At 44.8% G+C, this 25528-nt stretch carries 16 protein-coding genes and 1 pseudogene; 5 read left to right on the forward strand and 12 right to left on the reverse strand.

Annotated elements, in window-relative coordinates:
* Window positions 1-131: 131 nt before the first annotated feature.
* Window positions 132-509 (reverse strand): FeoA family protein, encoded by a 378-nt coding sequence (locus QUA88_RS18415; RefSeq protein ID WP_333055426.1) that lies wholly within the window; start codon window positions 507-509, stop codon window positions 132-134.
* A gap of 490 nt (window positions 510-999) precedes the next feature.
* On the opposite strand from QUA88_RS18415, the gene QUA88_RS18420 reads away from it, so the two are divergent.
* The gene (locus tag QUA88_RS18420) at window positions 1000-1908 is read left to right on the forward strand and encodes an alpha/beta hydrolase (protein WP_333055425.1); all 909 of its coding nucleotides are present in this window, start codon (window positions 1000-1002) and stop codon (window positions 1906-1908) included.
* Window positions 1909-1989: 81 nt separating this feature from the next.
* Here the strand turns inward: QUA88_RS18420 and QUA88_RS18425 are convergent, their stop codons facing one another.
* From QUA88_RS18425 to QUA88_RS18440, 4 genes are all read right to left on the reverse strand, one after another.
* Window positions 1990-2433, reverse strand: coding sequence for a DUF4079 domain-containing protein (locus QUA88_RS18425; protein ID WP_333055424.1), 444 nt, complete (start codon window positions 2431-2433; stop codon window positions 1990-1992).
* 201 nt (window positions 2434-2634) lie between these two features.
* Entirely contained in the window at window positions 2635-3429 is a 795-nt protein-coding gene (locus QUA88_RS18430; RefSeq protein WP_333055423.1) for a WecB/TagA/CpsF family glycosyltransferase, read from the reverse strand.
* Window positions 3430-3870: 441 nt separating this feature from the next.
* Window positions 3871-5241, reverse strand: coding sequence for an O-antigen ligase domain-containing protein (locus QUA88_RS18435; RefSeq protein WP_333055422.1), 1371 nt, complete (start codon window positions 5239-5241; stop codon window positions 3871-3873).
* A 589-nt stretch (window positions 5242-5830) separates the two neighbouring features.
* Window positions 5831-6982, reverse strand: coding sequence for a glycosyltransferase family 4 protein (locus tag QUA88_RS18440; protein ID WP_333055421.1), 1152 nt, complete (start codon window positions 6980-6982; stop codon window positions 5831-5833).
* A gap of 1350 nt (window positions 6983-8332) precedes the next feature.
* On the opposite strand from QUA88_RS18440, the pseudogene QUA88_RS18445 reads away from it, so the two are divergent.
* Window positions 8333-8560: pseudogene (locus tag QUA88_RS18445) on the forward strand (ATP-binding protein); the annotation flags it as partial.
* 28 nt (window positions 8561-8588) lie between these two features.
* Here QUA88_RS18445 and QUA88_RS18450 read toward each other — a convergent pair.
* From QUA88_RS18450 to QUA88_RS18460, 3 genes are all read right to left on the reverse strand, one after another.
* The gene (locus QUA88_RS18450) at window positions 8589-9278 is read right to left on the reverse strand and encodes a CPBP family intramembrane glutamic endopeptidase (protein ID WP_333273034.1); all 690 of its coding nucleotides are present in this window, start codon (window positions 9276-9278) and stop codon (window positions 8589-8591) included.
* 263 nt (window positions 9279-9541) lie between these two features.
* Window positions 9542-10087: a hypothetical protein gene (locus QUA88_RS18455; RefSeq protein WP_333055419.1), complete on the reverse strand. Its 546-nt coding sequence runs from the start codon at window positions 10085-10087 to the stop codon at window positions 9542-9544.
* Window position 10088: 1 nt separating this feature from the next.
* Entirely contained in the window at window positions 10089-11423 is a 1335-nt protein-coding gene (locus QUA88_RS18460; RefSeq protein ID WP_333055418.1) for an AAA family ATPase, read from the reverse strand.
* 74 nt (window positions 11424-11497) lie between these two features.
* On the opposite strand from QUA88_RS18460, the gene QUA88_RS18465 reads away from it, so the two are divergent.
* Both QUA88_RS18465 and QUA88_RS18470 read left to right on the forward strand, forming a co-directional pair.
* A complete protein-coding gene (locus tag QUA88_RS18465; RefSeq protein ID WP_333273039.1) occupies window positions 11498-13087 on the forward strand; it encodes an Hsp70 family protein in 1590 nt (529 codons plus the stop codon).
* A gap of 129 nt (window positions 13088-13216) precedes the next feature.
* Window positions 13217-14020: a DUF1963 domain-containing protein gene (locus QUA88_RS18470; protein ID WP_333273042.1), complete on the forward strand. Its 804-nt coding sequence runs from the start codon at window positions 13217-13219 to the stop codon at window positions 14018-14020.
* 194 nt (window positions 14021-14214) lie between these two features.
* Here QUA88_RS18470 and QUA88_RS18475 read toward each other — a convergent pair whose 3' ends face one another.
* From QUA88_RS18475 to ftsH3, 4 genes are all read right to left on the reverse strand, one after another.
* Window positions 14215-14736: a L,D-transpeptidase gene (locus QUA88_RS18475; RefSeq protein WP_333055415.1), complete on the reverse strand. Its 522-nt coding sequence runs from the start codon at window positions 14734-14736 to the stop codon at window positions 14215-14217.
* A gap of 101 nt (window positions 14737-14837) precedes the next feature.
* Complete coding sequence (locus tag QUA88_RS18480; protein WP_333273047.1) at window positions 14838-15476, reverse strand: bifunctional 4-hydroxy-2-oxoglutarate aldolase/2-dehydro-3-deoxy-phosphogluconate aldolase; 639 nt, start codon at window positions 15474-15476, stop codon at window positions 14838-14840.
* A 351-nt stretch (window positions 15477-15827) separates the two neighbouring features.
* A complete protein-coding gene (locus tag QUA88_RS18485) occupies window positions 15828-16007 on the reverse strand; it encodes a hypothetical protein (protein ID WP_333055413.1) in 180 nt (59 codons plus the stop codon).
* A gap of 287 nt (window positions 16008-16294) precedes the next feature.
* The gene (gene ftsH3 / locus QUA88_RS18490) at window positions 16295-18133 is read right to left on the reverse strand and encodes an ATP-dependent zinc metalloprotease FtsH3 (RefSeq protein WP_006633639.1); all 1839 of its coding nucleotides are present in this window, start codon (window positions 18131-18133) and stop codon (window positions 16295-16297) included.
* A 491-nt stretch (window positions 18134-18624) separates the two neighbouring features.
* Between ftsH3 and QUA88_RS18495 the strand changes: the two genes are divergently transcribed.
* A complete protein-coding gene (locus QUA88_RS18495; RefSeq protein WP_333273050.1) occupies window positions 18625-25374 on the forward strand; it encodes a glycosyltransferase in 6750 nt (2249 codons plus the stop codon).
* Window positions 25375-25528 lie beyond the last annotated feature (154 nt).

Below are 25528 nucleotides of genomic sequence, written 5' to 3' on the forward strand. Positions count from 1 at the left end.
AAATTGGTAAAAATTCAATGAAATTTCAGAATCTGCGAAAATCTCTCTCTTCTGGAGACTCTGCGCCCTCTGCGGTTAATAAAAAAAATCTTTTTCACCAATAAAATAGGATTGCTGTAGATGCAATTTTTCTATGGCAATTTTGAATTCCTACACATAATTTTCTGTGCCATCCCTGCCCCCAAACCGATGCGGTTGTCCCCAATTGCTACGATGACGGAACCGCCAGATGTGCTGACGATTTGAACTTCTATAGTGGGGACTAATCCCATACCAATCAGACGGCGTACCGTGCCTTCTGAACCTTTGAGTTTGACAATCTGCAGTGTCTCGCCGATGCTTGCCATTGCTAGGGGAAATGATTTACCTTCACCCAAAGCAGGCTGAGTTTCTGTGCTGCTGTCTTCGCTTTGAGAGACTTCTGGTGTCTCGCCGTAAAAGGTGAAACCCCCGAAAGACTTGGGGTTTAACTCTTGATTCTGTTGGCTGTATGCTTGGTTTTGTTTCATGGGTCTTCTCACAGTCGATCGGTTTTAGCAGCAAGTTTTTTGGCGTTACTCCCAGGAAACAATTGAGATATATTCTCAATAAACTTTACACCGCAGTCCACGCATCGCCAAACTTCGGTTGTCAGGCTACTTGTTTTCTGGGAAGATTTCGGATACAGTTGTTCCCCGCGATCGGAAATTTGATGCTTTTTTTGCGATCTAGAGTTGAAATCTCTCTTAGGTTAGATGCCAATTTGCGGTTAAATTGCGCGATGGTCAAACTTACTGCTCTTAAGCATCTTATCTGAAAAATTGTTTATTAGCAACAATTCTCAAATATATTAACCAGAAACAGAATCAGCCATTGGTGGGACGCCGCGATACTAAATATCGATCGAATTTTAATGACTCGCCCCAACTCCTAAAATAGCGATCGAGCAAGCATATATACTTAAATGTTAGGGCGGACAGAGTGGCATCGCCCCTACCGATTCACAATTTATCAAGAATTATGCCAGCAAGTTTTCTGCCAAAGTCGATCGCACAACTCACAGAATCTACCTCAATTGCCTTAGCCCAAAGCATTCAACGGGAGGCAATTACAACTCCCCTATCTTCTGAACCAATTGCCACAACCTACGTGCGCCAAGGCAGCGGCAACACACCGATTTTGCTACTTCACGGCTTCGACAGTTCCTTGTTTGAATTCCGCCGCCTGTTGCCGCTGCTGGCTGCCGAAAATGAAACTTGGGCGGTTGATTTGTTGGGTTTTGGCTTTACAGAAAGAGCAGCAGGTTTGGCATTCAGCGCGAGGGCAATTGAAAGTCACCTTTACTATTTTTGGAAAACGCTAATTTCGCAGCCTGTAATCTTAGTCGGTGCTTCAATGGGAGGTGCAGCAGCAATTGATTTTACTCTCAATTATCCCGAAGCTGTAAAACAATTAGTGTTAATAGATAGCGCAGGTTTTGCCATCAGTTCTAATAAGGGGAAGTTTTTAATTCCTCCTTTAGGATATCTGGCAACTTCATTTTTACGCAATCCCAAAATTCGCCAGCGAATTAGCGTCAATGCTTATTTCGATAAAAATTTGGCTTCTGTTGACGCTCAAACTTGTGCTGCTTTGCACTTGGAAATGCCCAACTGGAATCAAGCTTTAATTGCGTTTACCAAAAGCGGCGGTTACGGTGGTTTTGGGGAAAAATTATCGCAAATTCAGCAGCAGACGCTGATTTTGTGGGGAAAACAAGACCGGATTTTGGGGACGGCGGATGCGGAAAAGTTTGCAAGGGCGATCGCAAATTCTCAACTAATTTGGATACCCGACTGTGGGCACGTTCCCCACTTAGAAAAGCCACAGATTACCGCGCAGCATATTTTAGAATTCATCACCAAAAGCGGACTCACGCAAAAAAATTAAACCTAGGGTGCGCTGCGGCGCACCTTACATATATGGTTTCCCTGGAAAATTTGGTATAGTTTGAGGTCAAATAGACAGGTTTCAAACTTTCGGCAAATACTTTTGTACGATCGTCCATCCTGTGAGCAACACAGTCACAAATCCCCCAAACAAGGCCAAATTAGTGCCGATGTGGAGGGGACGTGCCCAAGGATGTTTAGGGCCAATTTGCAGCCCGCTTCCAACAGAAACCAACACCAAAGCCACAACAGCTAACCCCGCCGGTAAATGAGCCGAGTGACCCAAATTGCCGTAGTATCCTAGGGTGCCGACTACACCAATTCCCAGCAGTAAAATTACCAAAGTCGCCATCCCCGCACCAGTGGCTAAATGAAAGGGACGCAGCCATTTTGGGCGCGGTTTTTTGGTACTCCTAGCGGCAAACATCCACGTTCCAGTAACGGCCAGCAACAGGTAAGCCAACAGGGAAACACCCATTGACCAAGCCGCTATTTTCCACAACCACAAGAAAGAAGGCAGATTCATCGGTTGCATCCCTAATTAGGATTTTCCACAAAAGGTTTCTTTCCGATTTTACCTGGACTTGAAAGCAAAAATGAATTATTTTGAGATCGAGTGCGATGTGCGATCGGACTATCCACAGATTGCATCAGTCTTACCTTGAAGTCAAACCCACTTTCTCCGATACTCAGCTTAATTTACGCTCGATATTGGTGGAGCACCTTTTTAGGAGCCACCTTTCCATTCTAGCTGGCTGGTTTTGCTCTCCATGAAAGGCATTTTATAAAACCCTAATTTTTGTTCTAAGATTAACCGGAAAAAAGGCAGACCTTCAATCAAATATCTTTTCCACAACCTTCTCGGTTCACTTAACAGTCTGTACGCCCATTCTATGCCGACTTCGCTCATCCATTTTGGAGCTCTGGCTTTGCAACCAGCTTCAAAATCAATGGTTGCACCTACGGCTAAGAAAATTTTGACGTGTGTTAATTTGCTCCTGTATTTAACCAGCCACTTCTCTTGCTTTGGCGCTCCCACTCCGATAGCCAGAACTGTCGCTCCTGATTTATTGATCGCATCAATTATTGTTTCACATTCTTCCTCATTTTTTTCAAATCCAAAAGAAGGAGAAAGTGCTTCAACCACTATTTGTCTACCAATTTTTTGGTTAATTTTTTCCTGGGCTTTCCTAGCAATACCTTCAGCCGCTCCTAGCAAAAATATTTTAATCTTCTCGTTATCTTTGTGATACATATAAAATGCCGGAAACAAATCCGAACCAGAAATCTTTTCTTTGAGAGGAGTACCCAAAAACTTGGAGGCATACATCAATATTTGACTGTCGCAGACTCTGTAAGTAGATGTATTGTAAGCTTCATAGAAGTCGCGGTCATACTGCAACTTAATCAAGTGGTCTACATTTGGTGTAAATACGACACCACCTTCGCCGTCGAGTTTTTCAAACAACTCTGTGATTGACAAGTTATCTATCGAGACATTCAATAAATTAACTGTTTTCATTTATTATGCCCTTCCCGGTTTATATTAAACTACAACTCAAACTATTATAGCCCACAATACAGTTGCGTGTTGTAACTAGGCGCTTCAGTGAACATAGTTTTCTCAGTATATCCTCCTATGCCCTACCTGTCTAGTCAGGATTTTTAAAGATTATGTAAAGAATCAGCTCGTTTTAGAAAAAGTGTATAAAGCCAATTTTTAAGTTTATAAGTCGCAAGACAGTTTCAAGTAAAAAGCCATCCAGTGCTAATACTTGTTGAAGCATTGCAAATGAATGTAAAAAAAAGAGTTTATGAGATTAAGAGTTTAACCTAGTGACAAATATCTGGCAACTTCCGAACGGGATTTCATCCAAAAGTGGTAGATTTTTGAGTTTTTGGTCTCTAGGGAAGGCAATATAGTCTCCAGCTTGAAGTGAAGTGGCGATCGTATTCCTGAAAATCATCCTGATTTTTGGTGAACCAGCGAATGTCTTCTTGGTGGCGAACTGGTTTTCTTGGCCTTAAGACTTTCTGGAGCTTTTAAGACGAGACCCGATATTCCTCCAGCAATCAGCGCAAAAATCGGGTTAGTCATAGCATTCAAAACACAGTCAAACACGTACATAGTTAAGGCTACTCCCAGGACGGCAGCGGGCGCTACTTTGGGATTTGACCAGGTTCTGGCGGGATACTTGAACAGGGTAAAGACGATAACAGGAAGTAACAAAGAAGAAAATAAACTAGCTAAACCGACTGCACCGTTGACGCCAAATGCAATAATCCATAAGCTGTCGGTGACCGAGATATCTTTACCCGACTCGTCGTAAACGCGGTTTCCGCCGGAATCTCCCCAGCCAAAAAGAAATCTTTGCCGCGCTTTTTCCCCCAAAATCTCTTCCATGTCAAATCTAAACTTCAGAGAGGCGGAGCGTTCTTCGCCAAATATTGGAGTGATGAAGTCCATCACGTCTTTGCTCGAAAATTGACCCGATGCAGCGACGTACAGATAAAACACTATATATCCAATTATGAATAGCAGGGGCAAAGGGGTGCGAAACCACTTTGCAGAGAATAATACGAGTAACCCCATTGCAAATAAACTGTAGGCGCCAGTAGAACGGCATAGGAAAAAAGCGATAGTTAATATAATTGCTAAAGTCTTGATGTTACGACCCTGAAACTTTTTGAGCGTCCCAGTTTGCCAAAGCCAAAGTGCGATTAAGGCGGCTGTCATCATCCATAGACCCACCATCAAACCGTGCTGCATAAATACTACCGGTCTCCACCCCCCCAGGCGCCTTGCTTGACCCCAGTCCTCAAAGGCATTGACGCCGTAAATCATTAGGTGCAGAATTGGGCCCCTAACCCCTTCAATTAAAGTAAAAGGAATGTAGGCCAACCCACCTGCAAAAATCCCGATCGCCAATTGTCGCAGCCCGTCTAAACTACCTAGATACAAGCGTCCTAAAAAATAAGGCAGACCCCAAGTAACGATTTGGTTGATAGTCGGAGAAATTGGACTGCCGCCATTACTAACTTGTGAAACAATTGGACACAAACAGTAAATTACCACTGGCACGTCCAGCCAACCGGGCTTAAAAGATGTGAGGCGCGCAGGATCGTAGATAAGAGTCCCCAACAAAACGCCGTAGCAAGCAGCCGAGATTTTGGTATAGGATGGCAATGAGGGGATGGGATAAGAAGCTTGCGGCAAAAACAGCCACCCTACCACAAAACTTATAATTACTGCACGCTGAGCCGGAAACCTCACAAACAGGTAACAAACGACTGGAATAAAGCCGAACAGAGCAAGTGGGATTAATGCAACCATAGGTATTTTTTGGCAGTAAAATTTTAGAAAGACAACTCAAATTGCCCGCTCAAAATTCTTGATTAAACGATCGCCCAACCCCAATCTTTTCAATCAACCTCAATTTTACGTGTTGTTGGTTAATTGTGCCTGACGTTCCAAAGCAGTGTACAGTGCCGCATCGAGGAGATTAGTTGCATCGTCCATAACAGCAAGTTCGCACTTACCAGCCTATTTTTGCCTTTTCTGCGGGGTGCGGATCTCTGCAGGAGGCGATCGTCACTTGATAGTCTAGCCGATCTTACTTTGTCGTCAGGGACAAGTCCCAATTACAAATGGGCAGATGTTTGATGACTAGACAAGTTTAGCCTGTAACGGAGCCAGCCTGAAAACCTCCGTCGCCCTCTGGTTCAGATTTTGGCTGAGCAATTTATAACCAGTATTCCCACGTCAGTGCGGTCAGAACTCGTGTCGAGACTGCTGCGTAGAAAACAGGACACGGGCGATTTTAGTTGTGGCAGAAGAAACCCACCAGAGGATATTGATTTTCTCCCCAGAATCCCGCACCTAAAACGCCCGTAGCGCCGAGTTTCAAATGGCGGCGCGGCACTTAGCATCGAACTGGAATTTTTTCCTTCGCAGAGTAGGGAGAAAAGGAATCTACGTTAACGTCGCGCTGTTTAGATTTGTCTACAGCAACTTTCAATGCCGCTTCAAAATGATCCGTGGCATCTTCCCAAGTATAGTTGTTCACCTTGGCATAGGCGGCTTCAGACATGGCTTGCCACTTGGAATTTGGCATCTGACAGATAGACTCTATGGCTTTTGCCATTTCTTCGGGATCTTCTGGTGTTACAAGTATGCCAGTACCGCCGCTCAAAATTTCAGGAGCAGCACCTGCTGGGGTACTGATGACGGGAGTGCGGCACGCCATCGCTTCGATAATTGGCAAGCCGAAGCCTTCTGAGCGGCTCGCCAGCAGCCAAGCATCGCATTTGCTGTAATAGTCTTTGATTTTGTCTTGGTCGGGTTGAATTACATACTCGGCATTGGCCGGTAGGGGCAATTCCGAGGATGGGGCCCCTGTACCGAAGGCAACCAGACGCAGGTTGGGGATCTTTTCTGCCGCTAGGGAAAAAGCTTTGAGGGCGATGTCGGTTCCTTTCCAGTAGATTGTAGAGTACATTAGGCCAACTGTAGGAACCGATTGTTTGTTGCGAGGACAGGCGTAAAATTGCTTGGTGTCCACGGTAGGAGGAGCTAAGGAAACTTCGCGATCGCCATATTTAGTCCGAGCTAGGTCAACTAACCACTCAGAGATCGTAATTTTGTGCATGGGCAGCATCCAGGTTGCTTCTACTCTTCCTTGAGGTAGATAGTCAAAAATTTCGTGGTGCTGGATAAAATAAGCTTTTGCTCCTTTGCTAGGAGAGAGTTTGGCTACCCACTCGGCGGTTTCCCACCAGGTGGCCACTACTACGTCAGCGTCAGGTACATCTTTGTCTTCTACGGGGCGGTAGCGATCGGTAATTTTGTGTTCTACACCTAAGTTATCGAAAAATGAGGGTTCATTTTCAGGTGGGGAAATCCAACCCCCTCCTCGCAGCAGCGACTTGACTTGCTGGCGCATACTCGGCTGGGGACTGGGTACAGAGATGACGAACACGGAGTGTCCTCGCTTTCTCAAAAGTTCTGCGAAAATAGATATTACTCGTATTCCACCAGTTAGAGACAGAGTAGGAAGAACAAAGGTGATTTTCATTTTTAAGTCCCGCTGAAGACTTTTACTCGCTTTCGGCGCTGCTAGCAGCGCTGATGTTAGAGCCCAAAAGGAAAGAGGGGCGGGTGAATATTAATTACCGCTTTCCTGGTGTTTACATAGAATCGAACCGATCGACTGTTCGCAACACCCCAATATCTATCTGCCACAACTTGAATGTCGTTGCATTGATCATAAGGATTGATGTTAGCCAGAAACAGTTCCCATCGGGATAATTTGCAGATCGGCGAAAGTTCAGCCCGAAGATAGATACCTCATCAAATAGAAGCTTGTTTCGCGACAAACACCAAGCTCTGTAACAGCCTCTGTTCAAGATAACATCATTTGAGCCAACAGATAGGAATGTACGGTAAACCGAATAGCAGCAAACTTTTCATGTGAGGGATAAAGGTAGCATCTGCAACAATCTTCAGTAGATTGACATCGCCTTTGGCAAAATTTTATACTGGATTCAAGAGGGGACTTCTTACCTTGAGAATGTTGATCGATCCATGAAAATAACAGATATAAATACCATCAGTGGCTGTAATTTTTTGGTAAATGTGCTGTAGGTATTGCTTGACACAATATCCTATTTGGTCAAGATTCAGAGATGGTGGTTTTCTCAGAAACCTGCAGGGGCGCGATCGCGCGAATCATCGTCGTGGAGCCGCGAATGAGGGGATAAAGCGGATTTTTAAAGCGATCCCCCTCGCCCTCAGTTTTCGTCTGTTCATAAAAAAACCTAGTTGATGCGTCCACTGTTTGAAAAAATAGGTTTCCCAATCGTGCTACAGAACATAGAGTTTCACCAATATAAATTTAATTAGCGGCATGAGTTTTAAATTTGTTAATAAAAGGCGATCGCCTGAAAAAGTTCCCACAAGAGACTGCCAGTGGGGGGCAGAGTATATGTAGCGTTCCTGCCCAATTCCAGTCTAAGTAATTACCGTAACAAAAATTCAGCAGCAAATTATCAAATGACCCTATCAAGATCCAAGGAATACTCAAGGTGGATTGGTCAATATCGTGCAAACTTTGACTCCTAAGTAGTAGCAGCAGCTTCGTGGAATGTATCAAACGATTTCGCCTACAAAAAATTTGATGTTATGAAATCATAATTTTTCCTAAGTTGGCAATTCCCGATGACAATCGGTGTGATCTTGGGGGCCGGGCCGCCGATGCTTGTAGCGATATGTTGGCCTGTTTTTATGCAGCTAAAATTATGCGATCGCCAGCAAAACCAAACCTAGAATTAAAAGCAGATGCCTGAACGGAAAGCATCTTCCGGTGGGAAGATATGAACTTCGATTATTGCACAGCATCAATCAATAGCCGAGTTCGGATATTCCGGCTGCTGAAGAATGGATTAGTTTCACAGTCAGCGATACTGGAATTGGAATCAAGCCAGAGCAAATTGAGAGAGTATTTCAAGCTTTTACGCAAGCGGACGATTATACTCCTCGCAGGTACGGCGGTACGGGTTTGGGACGGGCAATCGCCCAGAAATTCTGTGTGATGATGGGGGGAGATATTAGTCGGGAGAACGAGTTGGGAAAAGGGTCAATGTTTACTGTATAATTGCCGACGATTGTAGCTGAAAAAGCAGCTAGTTAAAAAGGATTTGCCAACCAATAATTGCCAGGGCTAAATCTGCGATCGCGTGGCTGATATAACTCGACCAAAGCGAACGGTAAGTCAGATAAGAATGCGACCAAATTATCCCGGCGGTGAAGACAGCTAAGGAACCTAAGAGCACAGCCTGCCAGTCGCTGTAAGCTGCGATTACAAAAATGTGGTGGAGGGTGAAAAATAGCGAACTCAGAAATATTGCTTTTGTACCCGGTATGAGAATCTGGCACTTGTTGCAGACAAACCACCGCCAAGTAAATTCTTCAATCAGCGAGTTAACTAGCACAAAATATGCTTCGACAATCAAGTAAATAGTAGGGCTGCTAATACCTAACTGGTACGATTTTTCTTTAGCAACTACAGGATCGATCCACTGCTGACCAAAAAGGCTATAGATACCCAGAATTACCGCAAACATGAATATTCCCCAAATAGATCCAGCCAGCAATTCTTGGGGCTTGGGCAGGGATAAACTGAGCTTTTTGCGATCGACAAAAACAGACCACGCGATCGGAAAAACCAGCAACCAAACTTGACAAAAGACTGAGAGTGTTTGTCCCCAGCTTCCAGGGGCAAGATACAAGGCTGCTATGATACCGATACTAGCGGCAGGGACAAGCAATGTTAAAGCCAATAGTGCTGTTTTGCGATCGCCCATGTCCAACATTTTGCACGATTCCTTAAAAAATTGGATTGAGATCGAATGAAAAAGCTTGGTGGAGGCGGACAGATTATACCACTTTCAAGAAACAATGCAACTGTAGGGCCGCGATCCAAACCCTTATGCAGTCAGTCATTCTCACGTTTTTAATCTAAAAGGTATGAGTTGTGTGCAGTTTATAAAATTTGCGTTTATTTCTTGAAACTAAAAATTGGTAAAATGGCGATCGCACGGACGATCCTACTAACCCGGCATTACTCTAAATCTACTCAGTTGTCTGCTTTCTGAAATCCGAGCGATCGTTCTATTTCAGGTTCAGCACCATTTTGCAGCCAATCAAGGGGTTTTTCTGCTATTTGGGCTGGGTTTACCCATATAATATCTTTTAGCGGATCAACATCTACTGCTACTTTAGCAAAACATTGTCTCACTTTGTTATCAAGTGAAATTACTGTGCGATCTGTAGCGATCGCAGCTTCCACCAAGCGCAAATCTTTAACCATTACTTCCCGCTCTTTATCGCTCTCGGCTATTGCTTCAACTTGACACCACAAATCATTATCTACCTCGATATCGAAGAAACATAATTTATTCTTGGCCACCATCTGGGACCGCCATTTACGAGCAAATTTTGATTGATGTTTGTTCCACTCATCTCTAATATCTGGAGTCATCACAATTCGGTGAGAAAGATCCAAGACAGCTTGGAGAAATTTCCGACAGTAAACCGATGTGGGATAGGTTGCATCTTCTCTACCAGTAGCACGCGCAACAGAAGCATCTATTACCAGGCGTTTAGAAACTTTATCTGCCATATTAACGCTTCCACAAAACAGCTTCTGCTGCATCCAAATAGCGGCTTTCTAGATGCAAAGAAACATCGCCCAAATCTTCAGGCCACTCTCCAAAAGCTCCCGTCTCGTCTAAATCGGCACTGGTGACTTCTGTAACACCATCGTCGCGCCGTTTAAACCAGTGAAGTTTTACTAAATCCGGTAGTATTTTACCCTCGGCAACTAACGATTGAACTGCTAAAAGCAGCAATTCGCTGTGAGTTTCTAGAACTACTCGCACACCTCTATTTGCAGAATCCACTAAGATTTGTGCTAAAGCAACTTGAGCGCGAGGATGCAAGTGAATTTCCGGCTGTTCTAGATAAACTAATTGTCCTGGTTCTGCTACAAGCAAAGCAACTAAAACAGGCAAGGTTTGCGATACTCCCAAGCCAACATCAGCAATACTAACAGTATCGCTTGCACTCCCGCTGCGGGATAAACGACCTACTAGCAGTTCAATTTGTACGTCATTAATCTGTCTGGCTTCAACTTTCCAGTTAAGTCCTAATAACTCAAAAGCTTGACCCAATTTTATCAGTCGCTCGTCTTTTGTTTCTTGCCAGTAATTAACTATACTAGCAACATAATTTTCAAAAAGACCCGGAAATTCACTGCCAACTCCTGCGGTATTGTAGGTGCGTCCTGGATTGCCTCTCAACCCGGGAACGTGGACTATGCGGCGAATATGTTTGGGGAAATTCGCCGAATAGAGTGAATCAAACTGACTGTCGCCAAATTTCAAATCTAGAAAACATCGGACATTACTCACACTCAATAATGGCGGTTCTTCGTAGGAGTTATTATCTAACAATAAATTGTAAGTTTCAGCCAGATATTCGGAAATAGTTTTCAACAATTCTTGATGCTGCATTCCGGGAAATATAGTAATATTTTCACCATCGTAATAAGGAATACAGTAAGTCGCTTTAACAACTTTAATCCCGTGCTTTGGCTGCTTTCTGAATAAGCTGATAAAAAAATTATCTGTGTCTATATTCAGCCTGAGAGAAAACTCATCCCTGTATTTTTCTGGAGAAAGTTTAGACAATACCTGTTCTGCTGATGTAAATTTAACATTAGGCCCGTCAAGTTTCAAACCACCTGGGTCGTAAGGGGCTTCTAGCGTTTGCTTCATCAGCAATAGTGGCTGCATGATGCTAGACTTACCAGAACTGTTGGCACCGGCTAGAATTGTCAGCGATCGCACTTCAATCTGGCACTCTTCGTAAATAGACTTGTAGCCGCATACTGCAATTTCAGTAATTCCCTGTACAGGCTCTTCGTTCTCGGTTTCAAAGAAAGTGGATTGAGTCATAATATTATGTTGGTCTTTGCCGCTCCAAATACCATATTATAATCTAATCCCTAGTAGCTGTGTATTTTGGCTGAATGACGATCGCAATTGACTTTGGAACTAGCAACACCGTCGTCGCTCGCTGGAATCAAGTCCTCCAGCAGCCCGAAACTTTAAAATTACCGGGATTGTCGGCAATCTCGGCTCAAAATCCGCCCCTAATTCCCAGTTTACTCTACGTTGAGGACGCTGCTCAAAGTAAAGTCATACTCGGTCAGCAAGTCCGCGACAAAGGCCGGGATTTGAGTGGAGATTCTCGGTTTTTTCGCAATTTTAAGCGGGGAATTGGCACTTCTGTTCAGGGTTTTGTGCCGGAACTTGACGGACAACTTATTACTTTTGAACAAGTAGGTGAGTGGTATTTGAGTCAAATTGTGAACTCAATTCGCGAACTGCCCTTGCCGATCGATTCTTTGATTTTTACTGTGCCGGTAGATAGTTTTGAAGCTTACCGCCATTGGTTGGGCAAAGTGTCACAATCTCTGCAAGTAGAACAGGTGCGGATGCTGGACGAACCTACGGCGGCTGCTTTGGGTTACGGTTTAGCCGATCGCGAAAATCTGTTAGTCATTGATTTCGGCGGCGGAACTCTCGATCTTTCTTTGGTGCGTTTGGACGCTTCCTCCAACAAAAAGCCCCTCGGTTTTATTCTCAAGTGGGGCGAAAAGCTATTAGCTGAATCTTCAGCGCAAAAAACAAAAGTTGCCCGGGTTTTGGCTAAAGCCGGACAAAATTTAGGCGGTTCTGATATTGATAATTGGCTAGTTGACTATTTTGTTCAAACAAAAGGGCTGGCAAAATCTCCGATTACAACGAGATTGGCAGAACGGTTAAAGATTCAGTTATCTTTAGTAAATCAGGCAGTTGAGGTTTATTTTGATGATGAAAATTTTGAGAGTTACGAATTAGAATTAGATCGATCTCGTTTTGAATCTATCCTCGGTGAACATCAGTTTTTTGACAAACTCGACGAGTGCATGAATCAAGTATTGCAGCAAGCGCGGCGCCAAGGCTTAGAAATTGGCGACATCGACGCAGTTTTGCTAGTTGGCGGTACTGTACAAATTCCCGCTGTTCAGCGTTGGGTGCAGCAATATTTCGAGCCGACAAAAATTCGCTGCGACAAACCCTTTGAGGCGATCGCCCAAGGTGCTCTGCAACTGAGTCAAGGCATAGAAATCAAAGATTTTCTCTATCACAGTTACGGAATTCGCTACTGGAACCGCCGCGACAATTGCCACAGTTGGCACAGTTTAATTAAATCCGGCCAGTCTTATCCGATGAGCGAACCGGTAGAATTAGTCTTGGGGGCTTCTTTAGAAAGTCAGCCAAGTATAGAATTAATTATCGGCGAATTGGGAGCGGAAACTGGCGGCACGGAGATATATTTTGATGGCGACAGACTAATTACTCGCCAACTCGCGGGCCAAACATCGGTACAGCCCTTAAATGATAAAGAAGGAGCCCGCAGCATCGCGCAATTGACGCCGCCTGGGTATCCGGGGAGCGATCGCATCAAAATCTTCTTCCGCGTTGACGAACAGCGCTTTTTACGAATTACCGTGGAAGATTTGCTGACAAATGAAACTTTGTTAGAGGATAAACCCGTGGTGCAGCTAAGTTAAGCATTCCTGAACGCATAGGAGCTCAGAAACCGGGTTTTTTAGGAAAATCATTCGTTGCAGCCCGCCGATTAAGTGAAAAACCCGGTTTCTTTGATGGAGTGTGTCCAAGACTAAAATTATTAAAAGCAGATGAACTACAAACTAGAATGTTCACTCTCTCCAGAACTAGAAAAGTATCGCGACAGAATCGAAGCTACCATTAAACCTTACATCGAAATTCAAACCCAGAATAATGATGACGTTAATTGGTGGCAGAGTAAATTTGGGGGATTGCCTTATTTACCTAAAGGCTTTGAGTATCCAAAAACTCCTGACGGTAAATATTTATTTTTGCTAGCACAAATCAACTTTTCTGAAGTACCGCCTTTAGATGGTTTTCCCGATCGGGGGATTTTACAGTTCTATATAGCCGACGATGACCTATATGGTTTAGATTTGGGCAATTCCGCCAATGTAGATAATCCCGCACTCGAAGACAGATTCAAAATAATCTATTTTCCTCAGCCAGACTTCACAGTTGAAAATATGATTACCAATTATGATTTTTTGCCGGAACCAGAATATTTTCCTGTTCATGGCTGTTGCGGCTTGCAATTTACTAAAAAATATGCGCCGATTAGTACCAGTGACCGCCAATTTACCCAACTTTTAGGAGAAATTGATGAGTTTTTTACCACCGCTCGTAAAATTTACCTTGAGTACCAAGAAATATCATCTTTTCGAGGTCATAAAATAGGTGGTTATCCTGATTTTACACAAGACCATCCTCGATGTCACAAAGCAGATATTCTTCTCTTCCAAATGGATACCGATCGAGATGAGACAGTGTATATTATGTGGGGAGACACTGGTATAGGTAACTTTTTTATTGATGAATCTGCACTCAGACAATTAGATTTTAGTGAGGTTTTATATAATTGGGATTGTGCTTAAAGGCAGTAATGAAGTAAGCAAGCTAAAAAAACCAGAACTGATGAACTCCAATCGAAGAAACGGGGTTTTTGACCGAATCTACGGCTGTAACGCAGTATTTCGCAAAAAAACCCGGTTTCTGACCACCCGTGGGTAATTCCTAATAGTGTTTGACTATGCCCAAGCCCGATGCCCGATGCCCAATTCCCAATTCCCTAAACCTGAGATTTGTGCACCACCACGGGTGTTCCCACCGAAGCCCATTCAAATAGCCATTTAGCATGATTGACAGCTACATTTGTGCAGCCGTGAGTAACGGGATTGCCAAACAAATTGTGCCAGTAAGCGCCGTGAATTGCCATGCCTCCGTCGTAATACATTGTATAGGGAACGTCGGGCACGTCGTAGTCATCCCCAGTCATTCTAGTAACGCGGTGTTTGGTTTGAACGGCAAAGGTTCCCGTGCGGGTGGGAGTCGATGATTTGCCGCTGGAAATAATTACCGCGTAAACTGGTGTATTTCCTTCCCAAGCTATTAACCTTTGTCTTGACAAATCTATTTCAATCCAGCGTTCGCTGGATTGCTGCAACAGCATAATTTTATTTGCAATTATGTTGTGCTGTTCGCTGGCAAATGCGGTCATTGAACCGCCGCAGAATGCAGCAAAAGTGAGGGCGCAGCCGGCACAGAAAGTTCCAGCGCGGCGGAAGTAAGTTGAGTTGATAATGCTGTTCATTTCTCACACCTCGTACTATTTTAGATTTTAGATTTTAGATTTTAGATTGGCTTGTCCTATTTTAGATTTTAGATTTGAAATGTTGGATTTGGAAACAGGGCTTAACAAGTTGTTAAGTTTTGGGAGAGAGTTTGGGCAATTTGGACGATCGCCCGCCAATCGCTATTTTCCACTAAGTGTTTAGGAAATAAGTCTCCGGCTAAACCAACGGCGATCGCCCCGGCGTCAATAAATACTTTCGCATTTTCCAGCGTCACCCCGCCAGTGGGAATTAAAGGAATGTTTCCCAGGGGGCCTTGCAGGCTTTTCAGGTAAGCCGCGCCTCCCAAAGCCGATATCGGAAACACTTTAACGCAGGTAGCGCCTGCTTGCCACGCGGTTACAATTTCCGTGGGAGAAAAAGCACCGGGGACGATCGGCACTCCGGCGTCAACGGCTGTTTTAATCATAGCTACATCGGTGTGCGGAGTAAACAGAAATTGAGCGCCGCAGTCTATTGCTTGTTGCAACTCTTCTAAGTTTAATAAAGTGCCGGTTCCAATACTAAAAGTAGGGAATTCGGAGCGGAGTTCGGCAATTAATTCAGCAGATTTGTGGGTATTCCAAGTAATTTCAATAAACTGGATTCCTCCTGCTGCTACCGATGATGCCATCTGCCGAGCGAGTTCTTTTTCGGAGGAACGGATGACTGCGATCGCCCGGTGTTTTTTTAGTAGTGTCAACCAAGATTGATGATTCATACAATTTTAGATTTTAGATTTTAGATTTTAGATTTGGGAAGGCTCCCAAATTGTAAACTCATATGATTGTGACTCGCATCTAATTTTAATACAGGTTGCTAACTTCGATATATGGCAATTTACAATATGTGCGGCGTTCAATTTTTAACGGACAATCTAGGCAACAAAACCGCTGCAATTGTTGACCTCAAAAATCACAGAGATTTTTGAGCTGACGTGCTGGCTGAATGCGGCGAACCGACAGATTTTCAGTTTTTATATCAATTCCTGTTGTATCGGAATGATGAAACCACAGAGGACACAGAGGATACAGAGAAAGGGAAGAGAGAGATGAATAATACGGATTTGATATTAGTTGAGTCTCAAGGCTAAAAAGTCGTGGTGCTGCTTGACTTCCAGTACCCAGACGATATCTGGGAGGATGTTGAGGACTGTGTGATTATTGAATCTAGAAAAGATGAACCAAGATTTCTCTGGGAAGAATTTAAGCGCTAGCTGCTGGAAAAAGGTATGCTGAATGTCTGATATCATGTCCGATCGATTGACCGTAATATCCCGGCCGGGCGGGTTTTTGAGATTGTCAATTATTGGCCGATATTATTGGTGAACCCGCCCCTACCTGATTTCGGGCGAAGCGACCGGACATAATATCATTCTTTAGATTTAATCTAAAATCCAAAATTTAAAATCTAAAATCGATCGATCGATCGCACTCATAAAAAAATCGGGGCGATTCCAGACAATCCCAGAATCACCCCCATTATCGATTTCAAACTTTAGATTTAATCTAAAATCCAAAATCCCAAATCCAAAATTGATTAGGCGATCGTCGCCATTTTCACATCGCTATTAGCTAACAAATTTTGCAATTCATCAGCATCCACAGTTTCCTTTTCAACTAGCATATCTGCCAAAGCATTAAGGACATGGCGGTTGCCAACGAGTACATCTTTAGCGCGACGGTAAGCTTGTTCTACCAACAAACGCACTTCATCGTCGATCGTGGCTGCGGTTTCTTCAGAGAAATCGCGTTCGGCCATGATATCGCGACCCATGAACATATTGCCTTGTTGGCGACCGAGAGCTACAGGGCCTAGCCGATCGCTCATTCCGAAGCGAGTCACCATTTGCCGCGCTACTCTTGCCACTTGCTGCAAGTCGTTCGACGCGCCAGTGGTTACTTCTTCTTCGCCGAAGACAATTTCTTCAGCAATGCGGCCGCCCAAAGCTACCGCCATTTGATTTTGCAAGTAAGACCGAGAATACAAGCCAGAATCCATCCGATCTTCGCTGGGTGTGAACCAAGTCAAACCACCAGCGCGGCCGCGGGGGATAATGCTAATTTTCTGCACGGGGTCATAGTCGGGCATCAGCGCGCCGACTAAAGCGTGACCGGCTTCGTGGTAAGCTACCAAAGTTTTGCGCTTTTCGCTCATCACGCGGTCTTTCTTTTCTGGGCCTGCGAGCACGCGGTCGATCGCATCGTTGACTTCATCCATCGAGACTTCGGTCAAGTTGCGACGGGCGGCTAAAATTGCTGCTTCGTTGAGTAGGTTGGACAAATCCGCACCGGTGAAACCGGGTGTCCGGCGGGCGATTTTTTCCAAGTCCACGTCTTTTGACAAAGTTTTGCCGCGGGCGTGAACGTTGAGAATTTCTAGGCGACCTCCGAAGTCGGGGCGATCGACCACAACTTGGCGATCGAAGCGACCCGGACGCAGCAGCGCCGCATCGAGCACGTCGGGGCGGTTCGTAGCAGCAATCAAAATGATGCCAGTATTGCCCTCAAAGCCGTCCATTTCGGTCAGCAACTGGTTCAGGGTTTGTTCCCGTTCGTCGTTACCACCGCCCAAACCAGCGCCCCGCTGGCGGCCTACGGCGTCAATTTCATCGATGAATACGATACAAGGAGCGTTCGATTTAGCTTGTTCAAACAAGTCGCGGACGCGGGAAGCACCGACACCCACGAACATTTCCACAAATTCTGAACCGGAAATCGAGAAGAAGGGAACGCCTGCTTCTCCAGCCACTGCTTTTGCGAGCAGGGTTTTGCCTGTTCCGGGAGGGCCCACTAGCAGCACGCCTTTAGGAATTTTTGCTCCGACTGCGGTGAAGCGGTCTGCATTTTTCAGGAAGTCCACGACTTCTGCGAGCTCTAGCTTGGCTTGTTCGATGCCGGCCACGTCGCCGAAAGTCACCTGAGTTTGCGGCTCCATTTGGACTCTAGCTTTGGATTTGCCGAAGTTCATGGCTTGGTTGCCGGGCCCGTTTTGGGCGCGCCGCACCAGGAAAAACAGTCCGACCAAAAGCAGGATCGGGAAGAACAGGCTGCTGAGGGCTTTTACCCAGAAGCCTTCGTCGCTTTGGGGCAGAACTGAAATATCTACGTTATTTTTGGTCAGGATGTTGATCAGTTCGGGGTCGTTGGGCAGGTTAACGAGTACCTTGTTGCCGTCCTGGGCTGTGACCAGGGCTTTGCTGCGATCGGAACTGATATTTATTTTGTCTACTCTCTTGCCTTCGACTTCCTGAATGAATTGACTGTACTTCCAAACTTCCCTACTTGGGGGCTGTTTGTCAAAAAATGCCGTTGCTAAGGCAATGACTACAATAGCCAGCAGTGCGTACAGGCCAGCGTTTCTCCAGCGTTTATTCACCGAGGTCGATCCTCCTAATTTTTAGTCCCTGTGATTTGGGATTTTTTATTTATGTTCATCAATCTTAACGTAATTGTAACTTGTTTTTGTGTGGTGAGGATTCCCGGCCATGCTGCGGCGGTCTCAGGTGAGGTCGTGGGAACGGAACAGCCCTGGGCGTCGTCAGGAGATGCGGGTGCTGCAATCACGAGTTACCTATACCATAAATAAAAAATTGTCAAGCCTTTAGTCGCAGTAATTTTTAGGGAGCTGATTCCTGATAAGATATCTGAGTCAGGGCTATATTGTTGTGGAATGTTCCTGTTTATTCACAAGCCATATGGTAAACCCTTGAGGAACCGTCCGAAGAGTTCAAGCGTCAGCATAAAAACAGTCTAGCCGATCGCACTGCAATCACTTAGGACTATTATAAACTTAGTTAAGTCTCATAAATATTCGGCATTCCAACACAGGCAGTTACTTGAATAAATTTGTAAGTTTAAATAATTAAAATGAAATGCAATATTTGTGATTTTCCAACCAACACCTTTGCTGCAGCTAGGGTACTAAAAAAATATAACGTCGAGTATTTTCAATGCTCAAATTGCGGCTTTGTTCAAACGGAAGAACCCTACTGGCTTGAGGAGGCTTATTCAGAAGCCATAGCTAGCAGCGACGTGGGAATGTTATCGAGAAGCACGATGTTCTCAAACGCCGCCAATAATATTATTTTTAATTTATTTAATCACCAGGCTAAGTTTTTAGATTATGGAGGTGGCTACGGTGTATTTGTTCGGATGATGAGAGATTTTGGATTTGATTTTTATTGGTACGATAAATATTGTAAAAATATATTATCTCAAGGATTTGAGGCAGACGAAAACAGCAGCTACAGCTACGAATTAGTGACAGCTTTTGAAGTATTTGAGCATTTTGTTAAGCCGCTGGAGGAGATCCAAAAAATCTTCAAATTTTCCCGCAATATTTTATTCAGTACCAAACTGCTGCCAGCCAACAATCCCAAGCCCAGCGAATGGTGGTACTATGCGCTAGATGAAGGTCAGCACATTTCTATTTATACCAGCAAGGCACTCTCGATAATTGCCGAAAAATTTAATTTAAACTTTTACTCTAACGGCGATTCTTTGCATATTTTTTCAGACAAGAAAATTCAGCCTCAACTTTTTCATAGCTTATCATCTTACAAAGAGCCGGAATTGAAAAAACCCTCATTACTCCAACAGGATTACGAGGAAGCCCTGAGAAAAATCGCAGACAGAGAGAACCGCAAATCAATGATAACTCCCGCAGCCATGCCTCCTACTAAAACAAGTAGAAAAATTGTGATAGACGGCGTATTTTTTCAGCTCAACAGCACGGGCATTGGTCGCGTCTGGAAATCGCTGCTAGAAAACTGGGCAGAAAATGGTTTTGCCAAACAAATTATAGTTCTTGACAGAGCGGGAACCGCCCCCAAAATTCCCGGCATTCAGTACCGGAATGTAGCTCGCTACGACTACAGCCAAACCGATGCTGACCGCCAAATGCTCCAACAAATCTGCGATGAAGAAAAAGCCGATTTATTTATTTCTACTTATTATACAACGCCTTTGTCAACGCGATCGGTCTTCATGGCTTATGACATGATCCCAGAGTTGATGGGGCAAAATATTGGTCATTCCGAGTGGAGAGAAAAGCATTGCGGTATCCGCCACGCCTCGGCCTACATCACCATTTCCGAAAATACAGCCCGCGATTTAGTAAAGGTTTTTCCGCAGATTTCTTCAAATTCGGTCGCTGTAGCGCACTGTGGCATTGATGCCAATTTTTCGCCATCCGATAGAGAAGAAATTTCAGGCTTTAAGTCAAAATACAGCATTACCAAGCCCTATTTTCTTTTGGTAGGCGAAAGGGTAGGCTGGCATGGTTACAAGAACGGAATATTATTCTTCAAAGCCTTTTCTCAACTTGCCAACAAGTTTGACTTTGATATAGTCTGTGCAGGTGGCAAACCTGCATTAGAACCAGAGTTGAAATTGTACTGTTCTGGGAATACTGTCCACACGCTGCAACTAAGCGACAGCGAACTGAGAGCTGCTTATTCTGGTGCTTCAGTGTTAGTTTATCCGTCGAAATATGAAGGCTTTGGGTTGCCAGTCCTTGAGGCAATGGCTTGCGGTTGTCCAGTCATCACCTGTCCAAACGGTTCGATTCCTGAAGTAGCAGGAAAAGCAGCGGTTTATGTAAATGGAGATGATGTTATTGGGCTTGTCAATGCTTTGCGGGAAATACAGAATCCCGGTGTCCGCAACTCATTAATTGCGGCGGGTTTAGAGCAAGCTAAGAAGTTTTCCTGGTCGAAAATGGCTGCAATTGTTAGTTCAGCTTTGGTTCAAGTAGCCGATCGCGCACATTCGGAGAATGCTTCCGTTCAACAGCAAACTGATGCAGCTTTGCAGAGGGAATTCGGGAATGGTGAGAACTCCCAGCCTGTCCCGTCCGCTTTTAAAGTATCTGCGATCGTTTCTACTTACAATTCCGAAAAATTTATCTGCGGCTGCTTACAGGACTTGGTAGAGCAAACGCTGTACAAACAAGGTCAACTCGAAATCATAGTAATTGACAGCGGTTCCCAAGAAAATGAACAGTCTGTTGTGCGGGAATTTCAAGCGAAATATCCGAATATTGTTTACGATCGCACTTCTGACCGCGAAACATTATATGCAGCCTGGAATCGAGGCATTAAGATGTCGCGCGGAGCTTACATAACTAATGCTAACACCGATGACAGACACCGCCCCGATGCCCTAGAATTCATGGCGAAATACTTGGATGAAAATTCCCCAGTAAGTCTGGTTTATGCTGACCAATTAATCACCAACACAGCGAACGATACTTTTGCAAAAACCCAAGCCCAAAAGCGTTGGAATTGGCCAGCCTTTGACTACAGCGAACTCGAACGGCGCTGCATTATTGGTTCCCAACCGATGTGGAGAAAATCGCTGCACGAAAAATACGGCTATTTCCGAACCGAATTTACGGCTGCTGGCGATTATGAATTTTGGCTGCGGATTGGCAAAAGCGAAAATATTGTGCACTTGCCCGAAATTCTCGGTTTGTACTATAAAAATCAACAAGGTTTGGAACATGGATCGCAATTATCCCAGCAAGAAGCTTACCAAATATGGGATGAATACGGCATCCGCCAACGAGGGATCCTACATATTTCTTCGGTTCCTGTCTCGGTTTTTGCCTCGGAACTGAATGCGTTACCTTATCGCACACCCCCACAGCCACTTATCAGCGTAATTATCCCGTGCTACAATCACGCGAAATATGTCAGAGAAGCTGTTGAAAGTGTTGTCAGTCAGACTTATCAAAACTGGGAGTGCATAATTGTCAATGACGGCAGCACGGATGATACCAGCAACTTCGCAAATTATTTAATTCAACTGTATCCTCAAACATCGATTCGCCTCATAGATAAACCCAACACGGGGCCCGCTGATTCGAGAAATGTTGGCGTTCAGCAGTCGTCAGGAAAGTTTATTTTATTCCTAGATGCTGACGATCGAATTCATCCGAATTTTCTAGAGGAGTGCTTGGAAATTTTATTAGCAAAACCGCAGGTGGGTTTTGTCTATACAGATATGCAGCACTTCGGAGCCAACTGTGATTTAGTTATCCACGGTGATTTCGATCCCAATAGGTTTTTGAGAGACAATCAAGCTCCCGTTAGTTCTTTATTTAGAAAGGGAATTTTCGAGGAAGTAGGCGGGTTAAAAAAAGTGATGAAGCTGGGATGTGAAGACTGGGAATTTTGGGTGTCGGCCTATGAAAAAGGCTGGTTAGGGTATCGATTACCTAAGCCTTATCTCTATTATAGGCAGCACGGTGACGGCTCTAGCCGAACCCAAAAAATGGCTAGCGTTCGCGCAAAATTATACTTAATGAGAGCCCTCATTATTCACCTGCACTCTCAACTTTACCAACCCGAAGAAGTCCGTTGGTCAGAGGAAATTTTGCAGCAACATAGCTACTTAATAGCTGATGAATTAGTTCCCGAAAACAAAATAGCGCAACTTTTAAATTCGCTATCTCAATACTTGGGAGAGTATCAAAAAGACCAGTCTAACCCAGTAAGCCTCGCTAACATCAGCCAATGTCGTACGCAACTTACCAATTATTGGCTGAATCTGCCCCCCGCTCAACTGGTAAATGCCTATGCTGGCGATGCAGGTAAGGCACATCAGATACTCCTGAAGAGCGACATTAAAGATGAACCGCTAACCCACGCAGAACAGAGTTTTGTTAATGAAGTAGCTGCAAATATTGCCAAAGGATTTAATGAGCCAAAAGCCATCAATTACCTGCTAGCAGCGATGCTTTACCGACGTGCAGATCAATTGCAGATTAAGTACGAGCGCGCTCAAATTCCCAACTGGTTTGCCAATGACTATCTCAAATTTATGTTTGGCAGTCCCAACCTGTTTCAAACAGTTGGAGAAGCAGACAACTACTATGAATTTATGCAAAGATGGGTGAATTACATTCATAGCAATATATTCACCAATCCCGATTCGCAACTTTGGCAAAATATTGCCTTATTTTTCTCGCAAGTTGCGAACTTTATCCCGGTGTATTTTGCCACGGCAAACCTGCGCGATATTTACACCAAACGGGCGGAAATTATTGAGTTTTCGCTAAAAAATCGCGGCAGTTCAATTGATTGTATCTTCCCGGCGCGATCGCCAAATCGGACAAAAATCCGCCTCGGCATCATCAACGACCATTTCACGCCCCAAACCGAAACCTTCGCTACCATCCCGGTTTTCGAGCATTTAAACCGCAACCAGTTCGAGATATACCTGTACGCGCTCAACACCAGCGGCCACCAATTAGAACAATACTGTCAAAGTCGCGCCGACAAACTGGTTGCACTCCCGAAAGACTTTGCATCGCAAGTCAAAACAATCCGCGCCGACGACTTAGATATCCTGTTTTTCGGTACGAATTTAACAGCTATTAACAAACCGCTGACTTCACTAGCAATCCACCGTTTAGCGCGGGTACAAACTACATCTTTCTGTTCCCCGACAACCACGGGAATCCGGCACATGGATTACTACATCGCAGGTCAATTTACCGCGCCAGATGCTAGTTATCAAGAACAATATCGCGAACAGTTGGCTGTTCTCGAAGGCAGCGGTTTTTGTTTCAAATACGCAACAGAATCCGAAGTTGCTACAGTTAAACCTACGCGCCAAAGTCTGGGAATTTCAGACAATACAACCGTTTTTATCTCCGGCGCCAACTTCTACAAAATTCTGCCGGAGTTGAGAGAGAGTTGGGTAAAAATTCTAGCTGCTGTACCCGATTCAATCTTGATTTTATATCCCTTCGGGCCGGCTTGGACTCGCACCTATCCGGCGACACCTTTTGTCAACAATCTGAACGCTGCCTGCGCTAAATACGGCGTCAATAACAACCGCTTGCGGTTCGTAAAACAACTGCCAAGCCGCGCGGATGTGAAAGAATTTTTGCAGCTAGCAGATGTTTATCTCGATTCCTATCCTTATGCTGGGGCAACATCGTTAATTGATCCTTTGCAAGTAGGATTGCCGGCGGTGGTTGTGGAAGGAAATGCTTTGCGCTTCCGCCAAGGTTCGGCGATGCTGCGGGAACTGCAAATGCCTGATTTAATTGCCAATAGCGAAGCATCTTACATTCAGCTAGCCGTTACCCTCGGCACTAACCCGCAATTGCGGCAGCAAAAACGGCAGGAAATTCAGCAAAAAATGCAAGCTAATCCGGCTTGTTTTGACAGTGTTGCATACTCTGGGGCGATCGGCAAATTATTCCAAGAACTCTTTGGCAACTGGCAAACCAGCCACCTGGAAGCATCGCGCAACTTACAGGATAGCATTCCCAAGCAGCCAGCTTTGGACGAGATTCTCTCGAACACCGTCAACCTTTATCAGAGAAACTCCTCAAACATCTCAGCAATATCCGAATTGCGTCAAATCCGCAAACAAATCGCTGATTTTTGGCTGAACCTTCCCACCGAAAACCTCGAAGCAGCCTACAAAAGCGCTTCAGGTAAGAGCTATCAAATCCTGCTAAAGAGCGATTTTCAACGTCAAGCGATGATCGAAAGCGAGCAAATATTTTTGCAGCAATTAACCCAGATTAGCAAAGGATTAGTGCATCCCAAAGCTGTCAATGCCTTGCTTGCCGCGATGCTGTATTTCCCGCCGGGAACCATGCGAATTCCCGACGCTCGCAACCGTTTGCCGCACTGGTTAATTGGGGATTACGAACAAGTTTTTGAGATGGAAGCCACCGTCAAGTCTGAGTCCACTTCTGACTTGCTCGCTCAATATATTCAATCCCCGCAATTTGCGAATCAACTGTTAGGATGCGTCAATCTTTACCGCATCGATCCGTCTGACGAATCGGTTGTTTTGGAACTCCGCCAAATCAGAAAACAAATGGCAGATTTTTGGCTGACTGTTCCTTCAGAGAAACTCGAAACTTTTTACCGAGGAGAAGTTCGCAAGGGATATCAAGCAATACTCGGATGTGGCTTGCAAGCAGAATCAATGAGTGAAGCCGAACAAAAATTTTTGCAGAGATTGACCGAAATTAGCAAAGGCTTGGTGCAGCCTCAAGCTATCAATGCTCTGCTGGGGGCGATGCTGTATTTTGTTCCGGGTAAAATGCGGGTTCCCGATGCTCGCACCCGCTTGCCGCAGTGGTTGCTTGAAGATTACGAAAAGGTGTTTGAGAGCGCATTTGCGACAACCGAACAAACAGTTGTCAAACAAGATTATATGCCGCAGTTTCTCAATCAATTAACTGCTGCCGTCAATCTTTATGAAATCGACCCGACGGCTGAATTGGTAATAGCAGATTTGCGGCAGATTCGCAAGCAAATTGCCGATTTGTGGCTGAGCGTTTCCGGCGAACAAGTAGAAGTTTTGTACCGGAGCGATTTTGGCAAGGGTTACAAAGCAATGTTGGGCAGCGGGTTTATTAACGAGCCATTGAATGAGAGCGATCGCGAGTTTTTTAACTCGTTGGTTGTTGAGTTGAGTAAAGGGTTTGGAGCGCCTAAAGCTGTGAATAATTTGTTGGCGGCGATGCTGTATTGTCGCCCTGGACAGTTGCAGGTTCAGGATGCGAATACTTGTTTGCCTCCGTGGTTGTTGGCGGATTACGAGCAGTTGGTTGGGGGTGCGGTGAAGGTGGCTGTGAACTAAACGAAGGCGGAGTAGGCGATATCTGTAGGGAAACGGCACTGCCCATTAGTGTCAACTTAAGCTTTTAGTCCGCCAGTTCTCCCGCTCACCCGGCAGTCCGCCAGGGAATGAATTCCCTGTCTAATAGCGAAAGTCCTCTGAAAGAGGACTGAGA

The sequence above is a fragment of the Microcoleus sp. D3_18_C2 genome (assembly GCF_036702395.1).
GTDB lineage: Bacteria > Cyanobacteriota > Cyanobacteriia > Cyanobacteriales > Microcoleaceae > Microcoleus.

Excerpts from the sequence above, each read along its gene's own strand:
- QUA88_RS18415 (WP_333055426.1), bottom strand. The coding sequence starts at position 509 with ATGAAACAAAACCAAGCATACAGCCAACAGAATCAAGAGTTAAACCCC.
- QUA88_RS18420 (WP_333055425.1), top strand. The coding sequence starts at position 1,000 with ATGCCAGCAAGTTTTCTGCCAAAGTCGATCGCACAACTCACAGAATCT.
- QUA88_RS18425 (WP_333055424.1), bottom strand. The coding sequence starts at position 2,433 with ATGAATCTGCCTTCTTTCTTGTGGTTGTGGAAAATAGCGGCTTGGTCA.
- QUA88_RS18430 (WP_333055423.1), bottom strand. The coding sequence starts at position 3,429 with ATGAAAACAGTTAATTTATTGAATGTCTCGATAGATAACTTGTCAATC.
- QUA88_RS18435 (WP_333055422.1), bottom strand. The coding sequence starts at position 5,241 with ATGGTTGCATTAATCCCACTTGCTCTGTTCGGCTTTATTCCAGTCGTT.
- QUA88_RS18440 (WP_333055421.1), bottom strand. The coding sequence starts at position 6,982 with ATGAAAATCACCTTTGTTCTTCCTACTCTGTCTCTAACTGGTGGAATA.
- QUA88_RS18450 (WP_333273034.1), bottom strand. The coding sequence starts at position 9,278 with ATGTTGGACATGGGCGATCGCAAAACAGCACTATTGGCTTTAACATTG.
- QUA88_RS18455 (WP_333055419.1), bottom strand. The coding sequence starts at position 10,087 with ATGGCAGATAAAGTTTCTAAACGCCTGGTAATAGATGCTTCTGTTGCG.
- QUA88_RS18460 (WP_333055418.1), bottom strand. The coding sequence starts at position 11,423 with ATGACTCAATCCACTTTCTTTGAAACCGAGAACGAAGAGCCTGTACAG.
- QUA88_RS18465 (WP_333273039.1), top strand. The coding sequence starts at position 11,498 with ATGACGATCGCAATTGACTTTGGAACTAGCAACACCGTCGTCGCTCGC.
- QUA88_RS18470 (WP_333273042.1), top strand. The coding sequence starts at position 13,217 with ATGAACTACAAACTAGAATGTTCACTCTCTCCAGAACTAGAAAAGTAT.
- QUA88_RS18475 (WP_333055415.1), bottom strand. The coding sequence starts at position 14,736 with ATGAACAGCATTATCAACTCAACTTACTTCCGCCGCGCTGGAACTTTC.
- QUA88_RS18480 (WP_333273047.1), bottom strand. The coding sequence starts at position 15,476 with ATGAATCATCAATCTTGGTTGACACTACTAAAAAAACACCGGGCGATC.
- QUA88_RS18485 (WP_333055413.1), bottom strand. The coding sequence starts at position 16,007 with ATGATATCAGACATTCAGCATACCTTTTTCCAGCAGCTAGCGCTTAAA.
- QUA88_RS18495 (WP_333273050.1), top strand. The coding sequence starts at position 18,625 with ATGAAATGCAATATTTGTGATTTTCCAACCAACACCTTTGCTGCAGCT.